The following is a 21,536-nucleotide window of genomic DNA, read 5'->3' as shown; positions in this document are numbered from 1 at the left end:
AACGTAGCCACGCGCTAACAGGCGCGGCAGATAAATCACGGTGGCCGGCAGAACCTTACCGGCGGATAAACGGTGCCAAATGCGACTTTATGTCGTCGCGGGGTGAGCGCAAAGTTACATTGGCGTGCTTCCGGTTACCTGGTCAACTTTAAGGCGGCATAGCATACAATATTTTGTGCTATTGGCCTACAGCGTACGGAAGAGAAAGTGGCGTCAGTCAGAAACGGCAGGCCGCCGCGCCGGTAGCGCGTCAGGGTGGCCAGGCGTTACCCCGAACGAAACCTGCCCCACAAAGCGTATCCGTGGGGGCGGTTACTCCTCAGGCCTCGACTAATCGACGAGTTCGATGCCCAGACTTTCCAGCAAACAAACCGCTTCCAGGCGAGAGAATTTGGCTTTATGGACCGTGTTATGGAAGATATTGATGGCGTAATTCCAGGATTCTGTGAGATCTGCGCCACGTAGCACGGTGTGATTGAATAAACTGCCCGTCAGGTCCGATTCGGTGAGCGTTGCGCCAGTTAAATCGCACTCCCTGAAATCCACCTCTGTCAGTTTGCATGCCTCCATTTTTAAGCCCTGCAACCGCAGCCCAAAAAAAGAGCCGCTGGCCAGAATACATTTCTGAAAATGCAGTTCGTGATCCAGATAAAAATCGGGCCAGTAGGCTGTCGTCCAGTCAATGCCGGTCAGCTTGCACTCATTGAAGTGAACGCCAAAGAAGCGGCTATTGGATGGGTTCAGCAGGCTCATATTGCAGTGATTAAACACACAGTTGATGAACTTGCAGGCCGAAAACACCGCAGAGGTAAAGTTGGCGTTATTGAATTCGCAGTCTTCAAAATGCGTTTCAGCGATCGTCAGACCGGTGAAATCTTCTTTTGAAAACTGGACGTCGTAAAATTCAGCATGGCTTTTGACAGATTGCATATTCCCCCTGAGGGTTAACGGTGGCATTTCACGAAAAGTTTATGCGATTTCTTCGCGATGAACCCGCATAAAATTCACCTTCACGCCTTGCCTCACAAATCTCTGGTCAGGCATTTCTTGCGCATGCGCTGCAGCCGGTTCATCGCCGGGTCACCCTTGCCTTCCTGCCAGGCCGCATCCAGCCTGACCTGCCGGTAAAGGAAGCCGCACGGAAGCCTGGTGCACCGGCTTAGGGAGTGACAACTGGCGACCCGAAAAGCTGACCACAATGATAATCGCTCGCATTCAACAGTTGAAATAATTCTTTTTAAATCAAACAGATAAATTGCAAATTTTTCAATAAAAGGCTTCCCATTCGTTACCAGCCTGTTGCATAATTCACCACTAATTTATTAACACTCAAAGGACGCGGCCATGCTGACTGCTGAAATGACTGGACGTTTAAACGACCAGCTGAACCTCGAATTTTTCTCCGCCAATCTCTATTTACAAATGAGTGCGTGGTGCAGCGATAAAGGCTATGAGGGCGCAGCGTCCTTCCTGAAAATGCATTCGCGTGAAGAGATGGAACACATGCAGCGCCTGTTCGACTATCTGAGCGATACCGGTGCTATGCCGGTGCTGGGCAGCATTGCTGCACCGCCCGTTGCCTACAATTCACTGAACGAAGTGCTGATTCAGGCGCTGGATCACGAGAAGCTGATTACCAGTAAAATCAATGAACTGGCGCACTCAGCGATGACAACGCAGGACTATTCAACCTTCAACTTCCTGCAGTGGTATGTTGCAGAACAGCATGAAGAAGAGAAGCTGTTTAAAACCGTGCTGGATAAACTGGCGATGGTTGGCGATAGCGGTAACGGTCTGTTCCTGGTCGATAAAGACCTTGGACGCATGAGCACCGAAACCCACTCCGCCTAAAATAAACCGGCCCACGCAGGTGGGCCGGTAGTGTGATTTGCGCTCTGGGTTACGCCAGTCGGTAACAGGTTGTCATTTCCCCGTTGACCCACAACGGACGCTTCTCGCCCGGCGGTAAGCTAATCGCCATATCACGCCACGCTGGCTGATAATCTCCCCGCTTTTCAATGATCAGCTCCAACCGTGACGCGCTGCTGGTTAACGTCCAGCTCAGCCAAAGCGCATTGCCCTTCTGCCAGCCATGCGTTTCTCCGTCGTCGTCAAACAGTTCGCCGGAGGTGGTCGCATTGCCCGGCGCAGGCCACAGCTGCAGTTCCCGTACGTTATCACGCTGCGCATCGGTGGTACTTTCACACTCTCCCAGTGGAATTGCGGCACCGGCACGGACCAGTAACGGCAGACGATCCAGCGGCGCATCCAGCATTACCGACTGGCCCCCCGCCAGCCAGCTACCGCTGTGCCAGTCATACCAGCCGTGGGCGTTATCTGGCAGATAGACCTGGCGCTGACGGGCGCCCTGCTCAACCACGCTTGCCACCAGCAAATCGCGCCCCAGCATGAAATCATCGCACTCGTCATAGGTGCGCGGATCGTGCTCGTGATCGAGGAAGGTTGGCCGCAGCATTGGCTCATCCTGCTCGCTGGCCTGCCAGGCCAGCGTATACAGATACGGCATCAGGCGATAACGCAGGCGAATAGCCTCACGAATCATTGATGTGGCTTCCGGATACATCCAGGGCTCGTTGACGGTGTGATCGTCATTCCATGAATGAATAGTAAAACGGGGATGCATCACGCCATTCTGTACCCAGCGCACAAACAGCTCCGCATCCGGTTTATCGCCGGCAAACCCGCCCACATCGTGCCCGACGTTAAACAGGCCCGACAGACTCATTCCCAACCCCATACGGATGTTATAGCGCAGGGTTTGCCAGTTTGTCCGGTTATCCCCGCTCCACGTCTGCACATAGCGCTGCATGCCTGCGCAGCCTGAACGGGAAATCAGGTACGGCCTTTTTTCCGGGGCAAAGCGCTGCTGAGCCTCCATCGAGGCGCGCATCATCAGCAGCGGCATCACCGGTCGGATGTGCTTAATCGCAATGGGTTGGCCAAAGCCATAGCAGCGTGCTTCGCCGTCCCAGACTTCATATTCGTTATTATCGTTCCAGGTCGAATCGATCCCTTTTTTCAGCAACTGCTCAGTGACGTTTTGTTGCCACCACGCCACCGTTTGGGGATGGGTGAAATCCAGATGCGAGCCTTCATCATCCCAGAATACGGAACGCTCAGGCCGATCCTGTTCCGAATCGCGGATAAACAGCCCCTGATCCGCCACTTCTTTATAACGTGGATGATCCTGTAACAGGCAGGGCTTGATGTTGGCCGCCAGCTTCATCCCGGCCTGATGGAAAGCAGCGCACATGGCATTGGGATTCGGCACCTTGTCATAGTTCCAGTTGAACACGTAGCGCTTGTTATTGATGGAGGTGTAGCCCGACGACAGTTGAAACGAATCGCAGGGAATCTCATGCTCGCGGCACAGTTGAATAAAGGACAGGAGCTGTTGCTGCGCATCAGGCGCATCCGTGTAGTGCATGGTGGAGCCGCTGTAGCCCAGGCTCCACTTCGGTTGAAAGAGCGTCCGGCCGGTGAGGCGAACAAATGCCTTGGTCACCTCCAGCAGCGTCGGGCCCAGCATCATGTAGTAATCCAGATCGCCCGCCTCTGCGCGGTAACGGCGATAAGGCAGATGATAATTATCTAACTCATTCCCCAGGTCCAGCCAGCTGCTGGTGAGGTTATCGTAAAACAGCCCGAAGCTGACGCCGTCACGCTGGGTCAGCGTGAAAGGAATATGTTTGTAGAGCGGATCGGTACTGGCAGCGTTATAGCCCATCGCATCCAGATTGCGCATTTCGAAACGGCGATTGACCCGGTTGAGATCGCCGCTCTTTTCACCCAGGCCGTAAACCCGGTCCTGCGGCTGACGACGCTGATAATGTTCCACACCATCGCCATGCATGTTCAGCAGGTAAGCCCCGGTATGGCGATCGACCGCCAGCGGCTGCCAGTCGGTGCCGTCAAAATGTTCCCAACTGAGGCAAAGGGGATAATGCACGGTAACCCGCAGCCGGTCCGTGGCCAGACGGATTTGTTGCGCCTCCTGTTGCAGGGTAAAGGCGGGCAGCGTAAAACCTTCCAGCGATTCGCGGTCGCGCCCCTCCCAGGGCACATCCTCTTGCGGGGCAATGCTCCAGGTGCGGTTCAGCGCCAGTTCCCCGTCGCGTTTCAGCAGCACGCGCATCAGGCCGTTTTCTAATACGTAAATCCGTAAAAAGTGACGCTGCTCGACTTTCAGTTCGACAAAATGCGGCGTTTGTTGATGTAGCGTCCATGTCTTAAGTGTTTTCATGAGATTACCCTCACTGTTTAGCAGTACGTTGGCGGCGTTCGGCAATAAACATCACCAGAAAAACCGCGCCAATCAGATCAAAAAAGCCCATGGCAATAAACAAGGGATTGAAGCCAATGGTGTCGGCGGTAACGCCGATAATCAGTGAAAAAATAAAGCTGGCTATCCAGGCGCAGGACCCGCGCATGCCGTTGACCGTCGCCATCTGGCGGCGATCAAAACGCTCAACCACCAGCGCGCTCAACATGCAGGAAATCACCTGGTGGCCGAAACCGCCGATGGAGATCAGGGCAATGGCAAGATAGGGATCTTTAACCAGCGTCATCAGTGCCAGCGAGATCATCAGCGCGGCCCCGGTGACGGAACTGGCGACGATGGAGTTCACGCGGGAGCAGCCAAACCAGCGCACGTAGAGTTTTGTCAGGTAACCGCTGGCGACGCTGCCGAAGTCAGCGGCCAGGAACGGCAGCCAGGCGAACATCACGATCTGCTTCAGATCCATGCCGCGTTCATTGGCCAGGTAGAGCGGCACCCAGAAGCTCAGGACCGCCCAGGCGGGCTCGGCTAAAAAAGCCGGAATAGCGATTCCGTAAAACTTCTTCTCTTTCCCAATCACTTTCATCGCAGTGAAAAACGGCAGCTTTTCGCCGATGACTTCGTTGTCCTGGGTAATAAACGCCCGCTCCTCATCCGAGAGGCGCGGATGGCGTTCAGGCGAGTGATAGCCCCACCACCAGAGCGCCACCCAGATCAAACCCAGCCCGCCGGTGAGCAGGAATGCGCCCTGCCAGCCAAACGAGATATGCGCGATATAAATAATGGGCGGAGCCAGCATCGCGCCGACGGAAAAGCCAACGCCCGCCCAGCCTGCCGCTACCGGCCGCTCCTTTTTCGGAAACCACTCCCCGATGGCCTTGGCATTCGCGGGCGTGGCTGCCGCCTCTGATGCGCCCATCACAAAACGTAACAGCGCCAGATGCAGCCAGCTTCCTGCCCCGGCGTGCAGCAGACAGGTGACAGACCAGATAACGGCGCAGATCAAAAAGCCCACTTTCAGACCGATAACATCAATTAACCAGCCGCACACAGGCTGAAACAGCGTATAGGCCAGTTGGAAAGCCGCCACGACCCAGGAATACTGCTCCGTGGTCATATTCAGGGTGCTTTTCAGTTCCGGTGCCAGAATCCCCAAGGAGTTACGGGTGATGTAATTCACCGTGACGCCCAGCAGGAACATGCCCAGCATCCACCAGCGCAAATTTTTAATCATCCGCAGCGGGCGCGACGACGCGTGAGTGCGGGTGGTCGAGTCGAGACTCATGATGAAACTCCTGTAGCCAGTGATTGACGCGTTGCCGCGCAGCGAGCCTGTTTATCTGATCCGACCTTAAAAAAGCCGAAAACGTGGGTACAGCCCATTTTTTGCAACCCTTTTCATGGCACTATCGGGAAATAACAAAAATGCCCTTGCAGACCAGCAGGGACACGATTCAGCACCTTATGAAAATTTTTTCATTTGCAGATTTGAGGGCGATCACAGAATGAAGCAAAGCTTAAAAGTGAGCGAAATTGCCGCCCTGAGCGGCGTGTCGATCAGCACGGTTTCGCGCGTCCTTGCCGGGAAAGCCAATATTCGCGCCGCCACGCGCGACAAAGTGTTACGCATCGCCCAACAGCAAGGCGTACTGGATAATCTTCAGCATGGTCGGCTGTTGCTTAATGACCTGATGGTATTTGCGCCACCGCGGGCATTCGATATCCGCACGGATATCTTTTATTACAAGGTGATCCAGGGGATCAGCGAAGCCGTTAAACCGCACGATGTGCGGTTGCGCTACTGCCCGCTGGAAGAAGTGGAAAGTGATGCCGCGCTGTTTATCGACAAGATGCAGCAGACGGAAGCCGCGCTGTTGATCGGTATCGACGATGAACACATTCATCAGTTGGCGGCCGAAATGAACAAACCCTGCGTGCTGATCAACGCCCGCGACCGCCGAATGCGCCTGCCCTCGGTCTCGCCGGATCATCAGCTTATTGGCGAGTTTTCCGCGCGCTATCTGTTTGAACAGGGCCATCGGCAAATTCTGTCGCTGCACTGCCTTCGGCGTTACACCATGGAGCAGCGGCTTCAGGGTGTACGCGATGCCTGGCATGCCATGAATCTGCGCTTCGACAGCCGCCAGCACCTGATTACGCTCAACAGTTTTAGCAGCAGCGAAGCCAGCGCCTGTCTGGGCGACTATTTGCGTCGCTGCCCGCAGGCGCAGCGCCCTACGGCGATTCTGGCGAGTGGCGATTATATTGCCGCCGGAACGGTGCAGGCGTTACAGCAAGCGGGCCTGCGGGTGCCGGAAGATGTGTCCGTGATGAGCATGGATGGTTTCAACCTGGCCACCGTGCAGGAGATCCCGTTAACCTCGGTTCAGGTTCCGCGAGACGAGCTGGGCGAGGCCGCCGTCAAAATGCTTCAGGCGCTGCGTTTAGATCCAAACCTGCCGCCCGGTAATCTGCTGCTGAACGGCAAGCTGGTGGTACGCGACTCGGTACGCCGCATCCGGGATAATCCGGGTCATGCGCCGGTGCAGCAGCACGGGCTTTACAGCTAATGCGATCAGGCAAAGCTTTCCCAGCGGGATGACAGCGTAAAGTGACGCTGCCAGCTGAGCGTGGCAGACGCTCGGGCGATTAACTGCTGGCACAATGCCGGCTCGACAAAAGCGGGAATGACCTGTTCCGCTCCGCTGTGTTTGATCAACGCCAGTTGATCGTCCAGCGGGGGATGGACATTCCAGGGCAACCACTGCGCTGAGCCGTTTTGTAGCATCGCGAAGGCCCGCGTGCCGCGAGCGACATGACTGCTAAAAATCAGGTTGAACTCGGGTCGCTGGCTCAGCAAGGCGGCCAGGCCGCTGTCCGCCACCGCATCGGCCGCGACGATAACGCTGTCAGGTCGCCATTGCGCAGGCGTCGGCTCACGCAGCAACGGCAGCAACGCCAGCGCCGTGGCGGCCGGCAGCGCATTTTGCGCCAGCAGCTGTGACACGTCTTCCCGCACCTGCGGGCACAGCACCACCGGTAATCCTTTTGCTCGTAGCCGCAGTGCCATCTCCGGGCCTCTGCCGTGCAACGGCGCCGTGACCACCGCCCCGTGGCGGGCAGCCTGTACCAGCGCGTCAACCTGCTGATTAAGTCGCTGATGACGGTCGCCGTAAGAGGCATCGGTAATCAACCAGCGCGCCCGTGGTGGTCGGTCAAAAGGCAGCAGCAGTGATTCGCGACTCCAGTCGCCCATATAGGTGATGCCGCCCGCGACCGGCAGGTGAAACCAGACGGATCCCGGTGAGTGGCCGCTCCGGCCGGTAAACAGATTAAGCGGGCCAACCGCGCACTGCCCGCGTAAGGGCAATGCGTGCCGCGATCGCGCAGGTACTGGGCACTCTCCCAACTGCTGCCAGGTCAGTTCCGTGGCGTAAACCGGCGGCGATCCCAACGCCTGCCAGCTGTCGAGTGCACCTGTATGGTCGCCATGAGAATGGGTCAGACAGATGGCATCGACGTGCCCCGTGACCGTCAAATCCGGCCTTACGCCGGGCTCCGGCCCCGCGCCCAGATCCCACAACAGGCGGTATCCCTGAATCTCAAGCAGGAAAGCGGCGGGCAACTTTCCCCCCACGCCGCTCACCACGGTCAGGCTTGCCATGGCAATACTCCCTGCGGCAGCGCGCGCGTCAGGCGCGTCGCCAGCAACATCAAGGTCAGAACAACCAGAATCATCAGGCATCCTACGGCGGCAGCCAGCGGTGCAGAGCCGCCCTCATCAAGAAAGATAATGGTTGGCCCAAGGGTTTGCTTATCGGAGGTCACCAGCAGCACCGAGACCTGAATTTCGTTCAGCGCGGTCAGAAAGACCAACAGGCTTCCCGCCAGCGCAGACGGCGCCGCCAGCGGCAGTAAAATATCGCCCATGCGGCGCAGAAACCCCGCCCCACACAGACGCGCGGCCTCATCCAGCGAGGGGTCAATTTGTGCGAAGCCCGCCAGCGTGGGGCGCAAGACTAAGGCCAGGAAGTTGGACAGATAGGCGGCGAGAATGATCCAGACCGTGCCGTAAATCGAGACCGCCAGCACAGGAAGCGGCGGCAGAAAAAACAGGATTGCCGCCACGCCTGTCACGATACCGGGCAGCGCATAAGTCAGCTCGCTGGCAAACCACAGGCCGCGCACCAGTCGCGTGCGTCGCCAGCTCAGGAAGAAAGCCAGAAACAGCGCCATGACCGTGAGCATCAGCGTCGCCAGCGAGGTGAGCCACAGGCTGGTCGCGAAAGCATGGCGTATTGCGGGATAGCCCCACAGCGCCTGGTAAAAGTTTTCCAGCGTCAGGGTCTGCCACGTCAAGGCCTGACCAAAGCCGCGCGTCAGCGCACTGGTCAGCAGCGCGCTGACCGGCATGATGAGCGTAGCCGCCATCCACAGCCAGGCCATCACCTCCGTGGGCAGCCGCCCGCGGTTAAGCGGTTGCTGAAACGGGCGCGGCGAGCCACTCACGCGAACATCACGCCGTCCGCCCAGCCAGCCGCTCAGCATCATGCCGGTTAAGGTGATCAGCGCAATCAGCAAAGAATAGACGGCCGTATCCGGCAGCGCACCGGGGCCAATGGCGTTAAGTTGCTGATAGACAAGCGTAATTAAGGTCGGCAGGCGTGCCGGAATGCCCAGCATCGCCTGAATACCAAAATTACCCACGCTTGCCACAAATGCCAGCGCTGCGCCCGCGAAGATGGCGGGACGCGCCAGCGGTAAAATAATGGTGCGCAGGATTTGCCCGTGCGAAGCGCCGCTAATCTGCGCGGCTTCCACCAGTTCTGCCGGTAAACGGCGAAGCCCGGCACGCACCGTCAGGAACACCAGCGGCGCATTGTGCAGGCCCAGCAGCAGCACGATTCCGCCCCATGAATAGAGCGGTTGTTCACCCGGCGCGAACCAGGGTAAACCCAGCAGCTGAAACAGCGATGCCAGCAGGCTGCCTGGCGCCAGCGCCTGCAGCCAGGCAAGTGCCGTCACCTGTGGCGGAATCATCAAGGGTAAGATAAAGGCGAAGACCCAGGCTGCTTTAGCGCGCATATCGCTCAGCGCAACCAGCCAGGCGGCGAGCGTGCCAAGCAACAGCGACAACAGGGTGGCGCTCAGCCCGATGCTTAAGGTCGTTAACGTGGCGCTGAGTACCCGGCGGCTGATCAACAGCTGCGTCAGCCGTGTCAAATCCGGTACGCCCTGCGGGGCTATCGCTGTCCAGATCAGCCGGGTAAAAGGCGCCACGGACAGCAGCCCGATCGTCAGCACCAGCAGCCCTAGCACCCAAGGTTCAGCGCGAAAACGCCAGCGCGTGCGATGCACCCGGCGAGGCTGACAGTCGTTACTCAGCAGGCTCATTCTCAGCCACCGAACAGCGCGGTAAACTGTTCCCGCACCTGCGCATCATCGGCCACCGCCTTCTCCACGTCCGGGGTCAGCAGTTTGATCTGGTCTACCGGAACAAAGCCTTCAGGCGCGGCAATGCGGTCATCGACCGGCCGGTTACCCTGCTGAACCACCAGTTTCTGTCCCGGCTCTGACAGCAGAAAATCCACAAAGGCTTTCGCGGCAGGCAGGTTATGCACCGATTTCATAATGGCGACGGGTTCCGTGACGTAAGACACGCCCTCTTCGGGATAGACCAGGTCGATGGGCGATCCCTGCTTTTTGGCCCGGATAATGTCGGCATCGGTAATCACACCATATTTATCCAGTCCACTCGCTACGGCTTTTAACGCAGGTCCGTTACCGCCCTGCGGCGCGATGCCCAGCGCCGCCAGCTGTTTATAGAAGTTCCAGCCGATGTCAGGCGTCGTGATATCCGTGTGCAGCTTATACAAGGCAGCCCCGGAGTAAAGCGGACTGGGCATGGCAATTTGCCCTTTGTTGTCCGCGTTTAGCAGGGCTTTCCAGCTGTTAACGGGTTTAGCGCGCTGCGTGTTGTAGGCAATCACGGTGGCGATAATTTTGGTGCCAAAAAAGGTTTTATCCCGGTCATAAAAGGCGGGTTTCAGGTGATCGACGGGCGCATCCTGATACGCATAGAGCTGCTTCTCTTTCTTCAGTGCGCCAAGGTTGATGGCGTCGGCAACCAACAGCACGTCGGGCTTCACCTTGCCGCTCATCATTTCCGTGTGCAGCACGTTCATTAACTGCGTGGTGCCGTTGCGCGTCCATTCCACCTGAATACCGGGATAGGCCGCTTTGAACGCGTCCATAGTTTGCTGCGCAATTTCCGGTGCCTGCGAGGTGTAGACCACCAGCGTGCCGGAAGGCTTATCTGCCGCCTGTGCCAGCGTGGGGCCTGCCAGCGCAGCCGTGAAGAGCAGAGATGTAACCGAGGTAAGCATGAGTTTTTTCATACTGTCTGAAGTCCTTTATGCGGGAAGAATCCAGCCGTCAGTCACGGCAATATTTACGGTGTCGTTAACCCTGAGAGCAGAGACATCGTCAAGGGCCAGCGTGATGGAAACCTCAGGCTCTGCCTGTGGAGACAGATGGATATCGTAATGGCCGCCGCGGTAAATCAGGCGTTCAACCCTGGCGGTGAAATGGCCGGTTTCGTCAGCCGCAAGGCGGAAACTGGCCCGATGAAAGCTGGCTTTACCCTGCGGCAAGGCTGTCTGATGCGCGGCACAGCGCAACCGCATCCGTGTACCAAACAGCATCACCGATGCCTGCCCCTGGCCTGTCGGTTCAATCTCTTTTACCGGCAGCACGCGCCCCTCATCAATAAAGGTGGCGACCATCTCATTAGCGGGCTCACGCCACAGGGTTTGTGGTGAAGCAAACTGCATGACCTGCCCCGCATTCAGCACCACAACGCGATCGGCGAGCGCCATCGCTTCGCGCTGATCGTGGGTGATATAAATTAAGGTGGCCCCGCTGTGACGGTGAAAACGGCGAAACTCCTCTTCCATGGCGGCACGCAAATGCACGTCAAGGTTAGCCAGAGGTTCGTCAAGCAGGACCAGCCGGGGCTTTGCCACCAGGCAGCGGGCCAGGGCTACGCGTTGTCGCTGACCGCCGGACAGATCGGCCGGGCGGCGATCGGCAAAGGCCAGCAGGTCGACCAGCGCCAGGGCCTGCCGGATACGTTCTTCCCGATCGGCACGGTTTACGCCGCTGACTTTCAGGCTGTAGCCTACGTTTTCAGCCACCGTCATATGCGGCCACAGCGCGTAGTTTTGAAACACCACGCCAAGATCGCGGTTTTCGGGAGGCAGATGAAAATCCGGGGAGGCAAACAACGTGTCGTTCACCCAGATCTCGCCGCGATCCAGCGTTTCAAATCCGGCGATTAACCTGAGTAAGGTCGTTTTGCCGCAGCCGGAGGGGCCCAGCACGGCGATAAACTCACCCTGCTGGATCTCCAGCGAGACCGCCTCAAGGACCGGCTGCGCCGCGAAGGCTTTATTCAGCCCGGAGAGTGAAATTGCGGCCATGTTGATGTCGCCTTTGCCGTGTACGTTTTGTGCAAGACGTTACGACAGTTTGATGACAGGACCGTGACACCGGGCTACTTCGGCAGATGGACCGCCACGTAGCGCTCGTAGCGCGATGGCTTGATTTTGGTTAAATCTGCCAATACCAGCCCATCAATACAGTTGTTAAAGTCCGGGTCGCTGCCGAAATCAATAAACTGCACCCCGCCTGGCTCATAGACTTCGCAATACTGTTTGTAGAGCGTGGGAATGGCGACGCCGAGGTTACTGAGCAGCTGCTTCAGCCGCTGAAGATCCTCTTTGTAATCATTGCCGCTAAACTGGGCCAGTACAGCAGGCAGAGAGGCCGGATAAGGACAGCGCGAGGTCGCCAGCGGAAAGTCCGTTGGGAAATAGATCCGATAGAACGCGACCAGCAAATCGCGCGCCGCCAGCGGCATAGTGCCAGAGATGGAAACCGGTCCGAACAGATAGCGCACCTCAGGATATCTGGCCACGTAAGCCCCGATGCCAAGCCAGAGATAGTCCAGCCCGCGTTTACCCCAGTAGGCGGGCTGAATAAAGCTGCGGCCCAGTTCAATGCCCTGACGAAGAATAGGGATCATGCGTTCGTCGTAATGGAACAGGCTGTGACTGTAGAGGCCTTCCATGCCGCGTCGTTCCAGCTGTTCGCCACCGGGGATAAACCGGTAAGCACCGACGATTTCCAGCTCTGCGTCGTCCCACAGAATCAGGTGATAGTAGTCATCATCGTAGCTGTCGAGATCCCGTCGGCGACCGCTGCCCTCACCGACGGCACGAAAGGCAATCTCACGCAGTCGTCCCAGTTCACGCAGTATCGGCACCCAGGTCGCCCCGTTACGCCGCCACAGATAGATCTTCTTGCCGTCAGGCGTATTGCCCAGCAACTCGCTTTGCAGCAGAGCCTTTTTCAGTTCGGCACGATCTTCCGCCAGCGCGATGGCGGATTCTGTCTGGAAGAGCCCTTTTTTGCCCTGCCCCAGGCGGTAAACATGTTTTCGCACGCGCTTTGCCAGCTCTTTGCCGGGCGTATGGCCATCGTGCCAGTGCGCGAAGGGGATCTGCGCGCCGATACGCAGTTTGATGCGCATCCCGCGTTGTTTAAACATTTCACGCACCAGCATCAGCATCGCCACGGACGGTGCGACTTTCGCGGTGGCATAGAACAGTGAGCTGTTTCGACCTTCGACATGCACCGGTACCAGCGGCGCGCGCGCTTTCGCGGCCAGGCGCAGAAAGCTGTGATGCCATTCGCGATCGCGCACGCCGGCGCTGGTCAGGCGGGACACTTCGCCCGCCGGGAAGATAATCAGGACGCCCTGATTGCTCAGGTGCTGTTGCATGTGCTGCAGCTGCTGGCGGTTGGTGCGGTTACCGATATTGTCGACGGGTAACATCAGGCTGTTGAGCGGTTCCAGCAGCATAATTAGCCGGTTCGCCACGATTTTCACGTCGCGGCGAACCTGAGATATCGCATGCAGTAACGCCATGCCGTCGATGGTACCCAGTGGATGGTTCGCCACGATCACCACCGGTCCGTGCGATGGGATCTGCTCCAGATCGCGCTCGCTAAGTTCGCAACGGACGTCAAGATGTTCCAGTACCTGCTCGACCATATCCAGCCCTTTCAGGTGGGGATAGCGCGCGGCAAAGCGCTGGAATTCATCTTCACGTAGAATCCACTTCAATATCCGTTTCTGCCAGTTGGCAGGACGCTGGTTCGGCCAGAAACGTTCAATGACCTGATCGACTGAAAACATAGTTAACCTTTCGTGCCTGTCCCGGAGATACAGCGAAAGTAAGTCGCATTGTTTGCACTTTTATGAATTACGGCAGGTCGGCAGGCAAATTTGTTGGCGCGGTCAGCGGCACATAAGCGCCTAAACAGGTTTTCATCAGGAAAAACAGCAGGATAAGACAGGATGTTTCGCCGGTTCGGCGCGGCGCCGGGATATGAAAGATCTTAATACTGGTTGCTATAAAGGCGCTAACGTCTCCTGGCCGCCTCTCAGTAGGAGGCAGCGGGGCCGGTTGCCGCTGCCAAACCTCTGCAGCCACGTCTTCATCCCTTCCGGGCAGCCGGTCCCTGTGCGCGCTACGGGTTGTGCATCATGGCGGCAACCGGGGTCCAGATCTCGGTCATCGCACCCGCTTTACCCGTAAAGGGATCCCGTTTTGGCAACGGGACTTTTTTCACTTTTTCCTGGGACAGTTTGAGCTGGCCGATTTCATCGCGCAGAATTTCAGGCTTCAGCCCTTCAGGATAGGCACCTACCGCCAGGAAATCTTCACTGGCGGAAACCTGTCGATGCCCGACACCCGCAGGGACCAGCACGGCATCCCCTGCCCGCAGGGTAATCATGCGGCCACTGTCGCCCCCAAACAGCACTTCCGCCCAGCCTTCAGCGACGCCAAGAAGCTCATGCGTATTGGGATGGTAGTGCATATAGGGAAACAACTGATCGCGCCAGTCAGGCGGCCAGCCATTTTTTTCAAAGGTTTCCTCGAACCAGGTGGCGATATTCTCTTCGTCCTCCGGCACCACGCGTGGCCAGATAATCAGCGGCAGCGGATTGTTTGGTACGCCGGCAGACGGGCTGGCGAACATCAAATGTTGTGGGTTATTTGATGCCCCAGCTGAAAATGTGCCTGCTGCGAAAGACATCAGCAACATCAGACTGGAAGTTTGGGCAGTCATACAATGTCTCCTTTTTTTCTTTAGTGTGACAAAGGTCGCAGGGTTGGAATGTGCGCTATACATCACAATTTACATAATCACTCTAACTCGCTAACCAAAGCCAAATTAGTTGTTAACAATATCTCCTTAACCCGCTAAGTCTTTTTTATCTGGTAGGATTAATCTGTAAACGGTGCGGCGGCCATCGTTGCCCGCTGAACCGCCCGCTTTTTTGCCGCCGTCAGCGCGAAGATGAAGACCAATACCGCCAGAAAATGACGGGCCGATGACACCGCCCCGATCTGCTGCGCGGGCTGTTGCAAGGAAATAAAAAAACCCGCCAGAGCTGACGGGTCGGTGCACGTTCATAGGCTTTAACGGAAGCGCCTGGCTGGCTCGTTTTACTCAGTAAACAATCCCGGGTGGATTAACCATCGAATGGGTAATCGCCTCATCCTGCTCGCCCCAGCGTTGTAACACCTGGCGATACTGCCCGCCGGCAATGGTGCCATCCAGCGCGGTTTGCAGCGCCGCGGCCAGGCCATTGCCTTTTTTCGTGGTCACCGCTACCCAGGCGCGGTAGGGCCCCTCGCCGACTAATTTCGTCTGGCCGCGTGACGCCACCTTCCAGGCCGCCACGGCGTGCGGACCAAACATCGCATCTGCCCGCCCTGAAAGCAGATACAGCGTGGCCGAGGCATCGTCGGTCAGGTAAATCGGCGTGACCGGTGGCAATCCTTTCGCCCGGTTCTGTGCGTCCCAACTGAGTAAAATACGTTCCTGATTGGTGCCGGAGGCCACGATGATGCGTTTGCCCGCCACGTCTGGCGGAGAAGTTATCGCGCTGATCGGACTGTCCGCCTTGACGGCAAAGGCGTGGTTATCGGCCCGATAGGTCGCAAAATCAAACTTCTTTTTCCGCTCTTCGGTCACCGCGATATTAAACATGGCCACGTCATAGCGCCCGGCACTGATCCCCAGCGGCCAGTCCTCCCAGGAAGCCGGTACCAGTTTAAGTTTCAGCCCGAGGCTGTCCGCCAGCAGGCGGGCAATATCCGGATCGCTGCCAATGCGGGTCACGTTATCCGCCGCCAGCAGCGCCAGCGGCGGTGAGTGAGTGGCTGAAGTCGCTACCGTTAACGTGCCGGGCTCAACAAAATGAAAATCCGCCGGAATTTTTTTAACCGCCTCAGGGTTCACCGGCGCGTGAATCGGCTGTTCATTTCGGGCGACATCCGGTTTTTCCTCGGCAAAAACCGCGCCGCTCACCAGCAGCGCGCACAGCGTCACACAGGCATATCTCATTCTGGCCCCTTAGAGTACGCGCGCCAGAAAGCGGCGCGTTCTCTCATGTCGTGGGTGGTTTAACACCTGGCTACTGCTGCCCTGCTCGACAATTTTTCCGTCCACCATAAACACCACGTTGTCAGCTACCTCGCGGGCAAATCCCACTTCGTGTGTCACGATGACCAGCGTGGTGCCCGATCGGGCCAGCTTTTTAATCACGTCCAGCACTTCGCCGACCAGTTCCGGATCCAGCGCCGAGGTTGGCTCATCAAACAGCATCACCCGGGGTTGCAGCATCAAAGCCCGGGCAATGGCAATGCGCTGCTGCTGCCCGCCAGAGAGATGCCGGGGCCACGCATCGGCCTTATGACGCAGGCCGACGATATCCAGTAGCTCACCGGCACGGATTATCGCTTCACGCTTCGAGAGCTGACGGTGCGCGATGGGCGCTTCGATTAAATTTTGCAGTACCGTAAGATGGGGAAACAGATTGAAGTTCTGAAAGACATAGCCCACGTTAATGCGCTGACGCAGAATCGCCCGCTCCTTCAGCTCATATAGCCTGTCACCCCGACGCTGATAACCAATGTAATCGCCGTCAATCTGGATAAACCCTTCATCCACGCGTTCCAGGTGGTTAATGGTGCGCAGCAGCGTCGATTTTCCCGATCCTGATGGCCCCAGAATCACCGTAACGGAACCGGGTGCCAGATCCAGCGAGACGTTGTCCAGCGCCTTGAGCCTGCCGAAACGTTTGCTGACGCCGGTAATGCTGATGGCTCCGGTGGTAGGGGATAAGCGGTAATCAATGGCTTCGGACATGGCCGATCTCCTCAACAGGATTAAGCGGTGCGACGCGAGTGCGCCATTGTCGCCAGCGCGACGGTTGGGGTTCACGGCTGACGCTGCGAGCCAGCCAGCGCTCAACGCTGTGCTGAATCACTGACAGGACGGTGGTGATAATCAGATACCAGGCCGCGCCGACCATCAGTAACGGGATCACTTCCTGGTTGCGGTTGTAGATCATCTGGATGGTGTAAAACAGTTCCGGCATCGCCAGCACATAGACCATCGCCGTGCCCTTCGCGAGGCTGATAATCTCGTTAAATGCCGTCGGAATAATGGCGCGTAACGCCTGAGGCAGAATGATGCGAAAGGTGCGACGCGACGCGGACAGCCCGAGGGCGGAAGCCGCTTCCACCTGACCATGATCGACACCCAGAAAGCCGCCGCGAATGATCTCTGCACTGTAGGCTGCCTGTACCAGCGTCAGACCAATCACCGCCGCGGGAAACTGGCCCAGCACATTGATGGTCTGAAAATGGCCCCATGACAGCGAGGTAAAAGGCACGCCAAGAGAGAGCGTGTCGTAGAGATAGGAGAAGTTGTAGAGAATGATCAGCACCACGATCAGCGGCAGCGATCGAAACAGCCAGATGTATCCCCATGCCAGGCTGCTTAACAGCCAGGACGACGAGAGCCGCGCCAGCGCCAGTACGCCACCGAACAGCAGGCTGAACACCGTGCCCAGCAGGGTCAACAGCAGCGTTTGCCCCAGGCCATGTAAAATTACCGGATCAAAGAACCAGCGGGCAAACACGCCCCATTCCCAGCGTGGATTAAACGCTACCGACTGCACCACGCCCGCCAGGATAAACAGCGCTACCACGGCGCCCAGGGTGCGGGCGGGATAGCGGGCAGGCACCACATGAAGTTGTTGTTGATGACGCATGCTCGCTCCTTAACTTGCCTGCGCAACGCTGTGCACGTCGATGACTTTGATGAAGCGTAAGCGTCCATCGTGCGGTGGCTGTCCGAAACGCTCCAGATCGCCACTCAGATCGAACTGCGGCTCATAGCCGTGGCCGGTATATAAGCGCACCGCCTCGGGCTGGCGGAAACCGGTGGTCAGAAACAGGCGCTGATAACCGGCGCGCAGCGCCCGTCGCTCCAGCTCTTTTAGCACCACCAGCGCCAGCCCCTGACGGCGCAGGTCGCCACGCGTCCAGATGCGCTTCAGCTCTGCCGTGTGCGCGTCGTAAGGTTTATACGCGCCCATGGCGATAATCTCGCCGTCGCGCTCCAGCACAATAAATAAGCCGTGCGGCGGCAGATACCATTCGGCCTGCTCCTGTTCCTGATGGCGGCTGAAATAATCGCCATAGCGGGCCGCATATTCACCGAATAAACCGGTCAGGATGGGCACCAGCTCCGGCGCATCCGGTGACAGCTCGCGGAATTGCAGTTCACTCATCATGCGCTCCTTAGTCACCCAGACCCGGTGGATTAATCTCGGAATGGTCGATGCGTTCAACGCCCTCGCCCCAGCGATCCAGCACCTTCTGATAGTCACCATTTTGAATGACGCCGTTCAGGGCGGTGCTGATCGGTTCAGCTAACCCACTGCCTTTTTTTACCGTGACGGCAATGTGCGCGGCTTTCGGCCAGCCCCCATCAACGCTGCCGACCAGGCGGGTTTTGCCGTTGAGCGCGGCTTTCCAGGCACCGATCACGTTAGGACCAAAGTACGCATCCGCTCGTCCGGCCTGCAGCGCCAGCGTCTGGGCGGCGTCATCTTTGGTGTAAATCGGCGTGAAAGGCTTAAGGCCCCTGGCCTGATTTTCTTTATCCCAGGCGAGTAAAATCGCCTCCTGATTGGTTCCAGAACCCACAATGATGCGCAGTCCGGCAATATCCTCGGCTTTAGTCAGCGACTGGATTGGGCTGCTGGTTTTGACGTAAAACCCCAGCGAGTCTTTACGGTAGGTCGCAAAATCAAACTTCTCTTTGCGCGCCTTCGTCACGGTGATGTTGGTAATGGCGGCATCATATTTTCCCGAGGCCACGCCGAGCGGCCAGTCTTCCCAGGAGGCCGGCACCACGTTGAGCCTCAGCCCCAGGCTGTCGGCCACCAGCCTGGCGATATCGACTTCGCTACCCAGCAGCGTTTTATTGTCATCCGAAAAAACAGTGAGCGGCGGGGAATTCAGCGCCGCTACCGCCACGGTCAACGCGCCCGGTACGGCAAAATGATAGTTGGCGGGCAGCTGCGCCACCGCGCTGGCATTTTTCGGCGTGTGGATCGGGGCTTTGTTGGCCTCAAGACTGACGCGCTGGCCATTTACGGCGACACTGGTGCTTTCCGCCAGGCTGCCACCGCTGACGCTAAGCATCAGCAAGGCGATAAAACTCGTTTTATGCATAGCAAAGGCTCTTATTGTGAGGTGAATTGATTAACCGGCTGTGGCAAGGCAAAGCTGTCACGCAGCGTTCGGCCCGGGTAGTCACGTCGCGCTAACCCGCGCGCCTGCAAGACGGGCACCACCTGGTCAACAAAACGCTCAAAGGTATCAGGCGTACCGCCGTTGATGATGAAACCGTCTGCCGCCTGGCTTTCAAACCACAGTTGCAGGCCGTCGGCGACCTGCTCCGGTGTGCCATGAAACAGCGGACGTGGCGTGGCCGCTTCCAGCGCAGCCTGACGCAGCGTGTGCCCCTGCTCGCGGGCTTTGCGTTTAATCTCGTCGGTGGTACTGCGGAAACTGTTCTGGCCGATATCACCGAGATCGGGAAAAGGCGCATCGAGTGGATACTGTGAAAAATCGTGATGGTCGAAGAAGCGACCGAGATAGTTGAGCGCATCCTGGATGGAAACCAGCGCGGCGGTGGTTTGATATTGCTGCTCCACCTCCTCTGCATCTCTGCCGACAATCACGCTTACGCCCTGAAAAATATGCAGATCCTGTGGCTGACGGCCGTTTTTCACCAATTGCGCTTTAACATCCCGGTAAAAAGCCTGGGCTTCTTCTCGCGTTGGCTGATGCGTAAAAATGGCATCGGCATGACGCGCCGCCAGCTTTTTGCCGTCCTCCGAGGCACCTGCCTGAAAAATGACCGGTCGGCCCTGCGGCGTGCGGGAAATATTGAGCGGTCCCTGCACCTGAAAGAAGTCGCCATGATGGTTAAGCGTGTGCAGCTTCGCGGGATCGAAAAACTGACCACTCTCTTTATTGCGAACAAAGGCATCCTGTTCCCATGAATCCCACAGCCCTTTCACCACCTGCAGATATTCGTCTGCAATACGGTAACGCAAGGCATGTTCAGGGTGCTGCTGGCGAGAAAAGTTCTTCGCCGACCCTTCCAGCGGAGAAGTGACCACGTTCCAGCCCGCACGTCCGCCGCTCAGGTGATCCAGGCTGGCGAACTGGCGCGCCACGGTAAAGGGCTCGCTATATGAGGTGGAGACGGTGCCTACCAGCCCCAGATGTTCGGTGACGCCAGCCAGAGCCGACAGCAGCGTTAAGGGTTCGAACCGGTTCAGAAAGTGGGGAATCGATTTTTCGTTGATAAATAAGCCGTCGGCGACAAACAGAAAATCCAGTTTGCCCTGCTCCGCTTTACGCGCGATTTTTTTCGCGTAGTCAAGGTTAATGCTGGCATCTGCCTGGGCTGCCGGGTGGCGCCAGGCCGACATGTTTCCAGAGGCGCCATGCAGAATGGTACCCAGTCGAAGCTGTCTTGTGGTCATGATGTGCTCTCTTTTGTGCATCAGGATGCCAGGCAGCTGTCCGGGACAGCCACACAGGCACTTCAGGCGGTTGAAATCAATTCAGGGCGGGTTCACGACATCGGTCGTGAAGATGGTGCAATGCCTGCCGGGCGAGTTGCGCAAAATAGTGAGCGGCGGGCGCTATCGAAGCTTCGTCGGGGGTGAAACCGGCATGATGCAGGCCAAAGTCGCTGGCGCTGCCAATGCTGACAAACGCGCCCGGCACCTGCTGGAGGTAGAAGGCGAAATCTTCCCCACCCAGGTGTAGATCGGCAGTCTGAACCCGATAGCCTACCTGGCGAGCCACCTCACTGCTGAACTGCGCCCAGTCCGCGTCGTTAACCAGTACGGGCGGTCCGGCATGCCAGTGCAGACTGGCCTGAGCGCCATTCGCCAGGGCGATGTTCTCCACCAGCGTGCGAACACGTTTTTCCAGTTCCGCCCGCAGTTGCAGATCGTGGGTGCGGGCCGTACCGCCAAACTCCACCGTTTCCGGCAGCACGTTCCAGGTCTTGCCGCCGTCAACGCGGGTGATACTGAGCACCAGGCTATCGAGCGCATTAAAGCTGCGACTGGTCAGCGCCTGCAGTGCCTGAATGATCTGGCTGGCGACCACGATGGCATCAACGCCCTGCTCGGGATGCGCAGCGTGCGCGCCCTTACCTGTCACGTGGATAACAAACTTGTCGGCATTGGCATAAAACGCCCCACCACGCGTGGCGAAGGTCCCGCTCGGCAAGCCTGGCTCGTTATGCATGCCAAAAATGGCCTGTACCTGATCCAGCACGCCAGCCTGAATAAACTGCCTGGCACCGCACGCAATCTCTTCGGCTGGCTGAAATAAAATACGCACCCGCCCACGAAGCTGATGTTGCTGAGCCTGCAGTTCGAGCGCCGCCCCAAGCATCACGGCACTGTGTAAATCGTGGCCGCAGGCGTGCATGACTCCCGGCTGGCGAGAGTGAAAACTGACGCCGCTGGCCTCGTGGATAGGCAGCGCATCAATATCGGCACGCAGTGCAATCAGGTTTTCACCGCTGCCGATTTCCGCGACCACGCCGGTTTCCAGTGGATAATCCAGCAAGCGAATGCCGGCATTCTGAAGCCACTGGCGTAACCGCGCGGTCGTCGCAAACTCCTGGCCGGAGAGTTCGGGCCAGGTATGTAATTCACGTCGCCATTCAATTAACTGTGCTTCGTTCAGACTCATGGTTTACCTCG

The 21,536-nt window shown here is 57.7% G+C and carries 18 protein-coding genes; 2 read left to right on the top strand and 16 right to left on the bottom strand.

Going from position 1 to position 21,536, the window contains the following annotated elements; translation table 11 throughout:
• Positions 1-330: 330 nt before the first annotated feature.
• A complete protein-coding gene (locus tag DFO57_RS10930) occupies positions 331-930 on the bottom strand; it encodes a pentapeptide repeat-containing protein (protein ID WP_110015343.1) in 600 nt (199 codons plus the stop codon).
• 414 nt (positions 931-1,344) lie between these two features.
• Between DFO57_RS10930 and ftnA the strand changes: the two genes are divergently transcribed.
• Positions 1,345-1,851 (top strand): non-heme ferritin, encoded by a 507-nt coding sequence (ftnA, locus tag DFO57_RS10925; RefSeq protein WP_013027178.1) that lies wholly within the window; start codon positions 1,345-1,347, stop codon positions 1,849-1,851.
• A 49-nt stretch (positions 1,852-1,900) separates the two neighbouring features.
• Here ftnA and DFO57_RS10920 read toward each other — a convergent pair whose 3' ends face one another.
• Positions 1,901-4,264, bottom strand: a complete 2,364-nt coding sequence (locus DFO57_RS10920) for a TIM-barrel domain-containing protein (protein ID WP_028715794.1) — start codon at positions 4,262-4,264, stop codon at positions 1,901-1,903.
• A gap of 10 nt (positions 4,265-4,274) precedes the next feature.
• Positions 4,275-5,585 carry an MFS transporter gene (locus DFO57_RS10915; protein WP_013027180.1) on the bottom strand — a complete coding sequence of 437 codons (1,311 nt, stop codon included), beginning with the start codon at positions 5,583-5,585 and terminating at the stop codon, positions 4,275-4,277.
• 220 nt (positions 5,586-5,805) lie between these two features.
• Here DFO57_RS10915 and DFO57_RS10910 point away from each other — a divergent pair, with 220 nt between their 5' ends.
• A complete protein-coding gene (locus tag DFO57_RS10910; RefSeq protein WP_015699526.1) occupies positions 5,806-6,870 on the top strand; it encodes a LacI family DNA-binding transcriptional regulator in 1,065 nt (354 codons plus the stop codon).
• A 5-nt stretch (positions 6,871-6,875) separates the two neighbouring features.
• On the opposite strand, the gene DFO57_RS10905 is transcribed toward DFO57_RS10910, so the two are convergent.
• From DFO57_RS10905 to DFO57_RS10840, 13 genes are all read right to left on the bottom strand, one after another.
• A complete protein-coding gene (locus DFO57_RS10905) occupies positions 6,876-7,964 on the bottom strand; it encodes an MBL fold metallo-hydrolase (RefSeq protein WP_014605060.1) in 1,089 nt (362 codons plus the stop codon).
• Entirely contained in the window at positions 7,952-9,694 is a 1,743-nt protein-coding gene (locus tag DFO57_RS10900) for an iron ABC transporter permease (RefSeq protein ID WP_078829054.1), read from the bottom strand. Before DFO57_RS10900 ends, DFO57_RS10905 begins: the two co-directional genes overlap by 13 nt.
• Before the next feature lie 2 nt (positions 9,695-9,696).
• Positions 9,697-10,698, bottom strand: a complete 1,002-nt coding sequence (locus DFO57_RS10895) for an ABC transporter substrate-binding protein (RefSeq protein WP_029570653.1) — start codon at positions 10,696-10,698, stop codon at positions 9,697-9,699.
• A gap of 15 nt (positions 10,699-10,713) precedes the next feature.
• On the bottom strand, positions 10,714-11,781 hold the full coding sequence (locus DFO57_RS10890; RefSeq protein ID WP_029570654.1) for an ABC transporter ATP-binding protein: 1,068 nt from the start codon (positions 11,779-11,781) through the stop codon (positions 10,714-10,716).
• A gap of 74 nt (positions 11,782-11,855) precedes the next feature.
• A complete protein-coding gene (locus DFO57_RS10885; RefSeq protein WP_013027186.1) occupies positions 11,856-13,562 on the bottom strand; it encodes a lysophospholipid acyltransferase family protein in 1,707 nt (568 codons plus the stop codon).
• Positions 13,563-13,897: 335 nt separating this feature from the next.
• Complete coding sequence (locus tag DFO57_RS10875) at positions 13,898-14,500, bottom strand: cupin domain-containing protein (RefSeq protein ID WP_072138304.1); 603 nt, start codon at positions 14,498-14,500, stop codon at positions 13,898-13,900.
• 384 nt (positions 14,501-14,884) lie between these two features.
• The gene (locus DFO57_RS10870; protein ID WP_072138305.1) at positions 14,885-15,784 is read right to left on the bottom strand and encodes an ABC transporter substrate-binding protein; all 900 of its coding nucleotides are present in this window, start codon (positions 15,782-15,784) and stop codon (positions 14,885-14,887) included.
• 9 nt (positions 15,785-15,793) lie between these two features.
• Positions 15,794-16,588, bottom strand: coding sequence for an amino acid ABC transporter ATP-binding protein (locus DFO57_RS10865; protein ID WP_015699521.1), 795 nt, complete (start codon positions 16,586-16,588; stop codon positions 15,794-15,796).
• Complete coding sequence (locus DFO57_RS10860) at positions 16,572-17,498, bottom strand: amino acid ABC transporter permease (RefSeq protein ID WP_014594602.1); 927 nt, start codon at positions 17,496-17,498, stop codon at positions 16,572-16,574. The genes DFO57_RS10865 and DFO57_RS10860 overlap by 17 nt, the downstream gene beginning before the upstream one ends.
• Before the next feature lie 9 nt (positions 17,499-17,507).
• A complete protein-coding gene (locus DFO57_RS10855) occupies positions 17,508-18,020 on the bottom strand; it encodes a GNAT family N-acetyltransferase (RefSeq protein ID WP_014605056.1) in 513 nt (170 codons plus the stop codon).
• 10 nt (positions 18,021-18,030) lie between these two features.
• Entirely contained in the window at positions 18,031-18,969 is a 939-nt protein-coding gene (locus DFO57_RS10850; protein ID WP_014594604.1) for an ABC transporter substrate-binding protein, read from the bottom strand.
• 11 nt (positions 18,970-18,980) lie between these two features.
• The gene (locus DFO57_RS10845) at positions 18,981-20,294 is read right to left on the bottom strand and encodes an LLM class flavin-dependent oxidoreductase (protein ID WP_041457806.1); all 1,314 of its coding nucleotides are present in this window, start codon (positions 20,292-20,294) and stop codon (positions 18,981-18,983) included.
• A 76-nt stretch (positions 20,295-20,370) separates the two neighbouring features.
• A complete protein-coding gene (locus DFO57_RS10840) occupies positions 20,371-21,525 on the bottom strand; it encodes an amidohydrolase (protein WP_019104824.1) in 1,155 nt (384 codons plus the stop codon).
• Positions 21,526-21,536: the final 11 nt, after the last annotated feature.

It is taken from the genome of Pantoea sp. AG702 (genome assembly GCF_003182295.1).
Lineage (GTDB): Bacteria > Pseudomonadota > Gammaproteobacteria > Enterobacterales > Enterobacteriaceae > Pantoea > Pantoea ananatis.
This window is presented reverse-complemented; position numbering and strand designations above follow the sequence as displayed.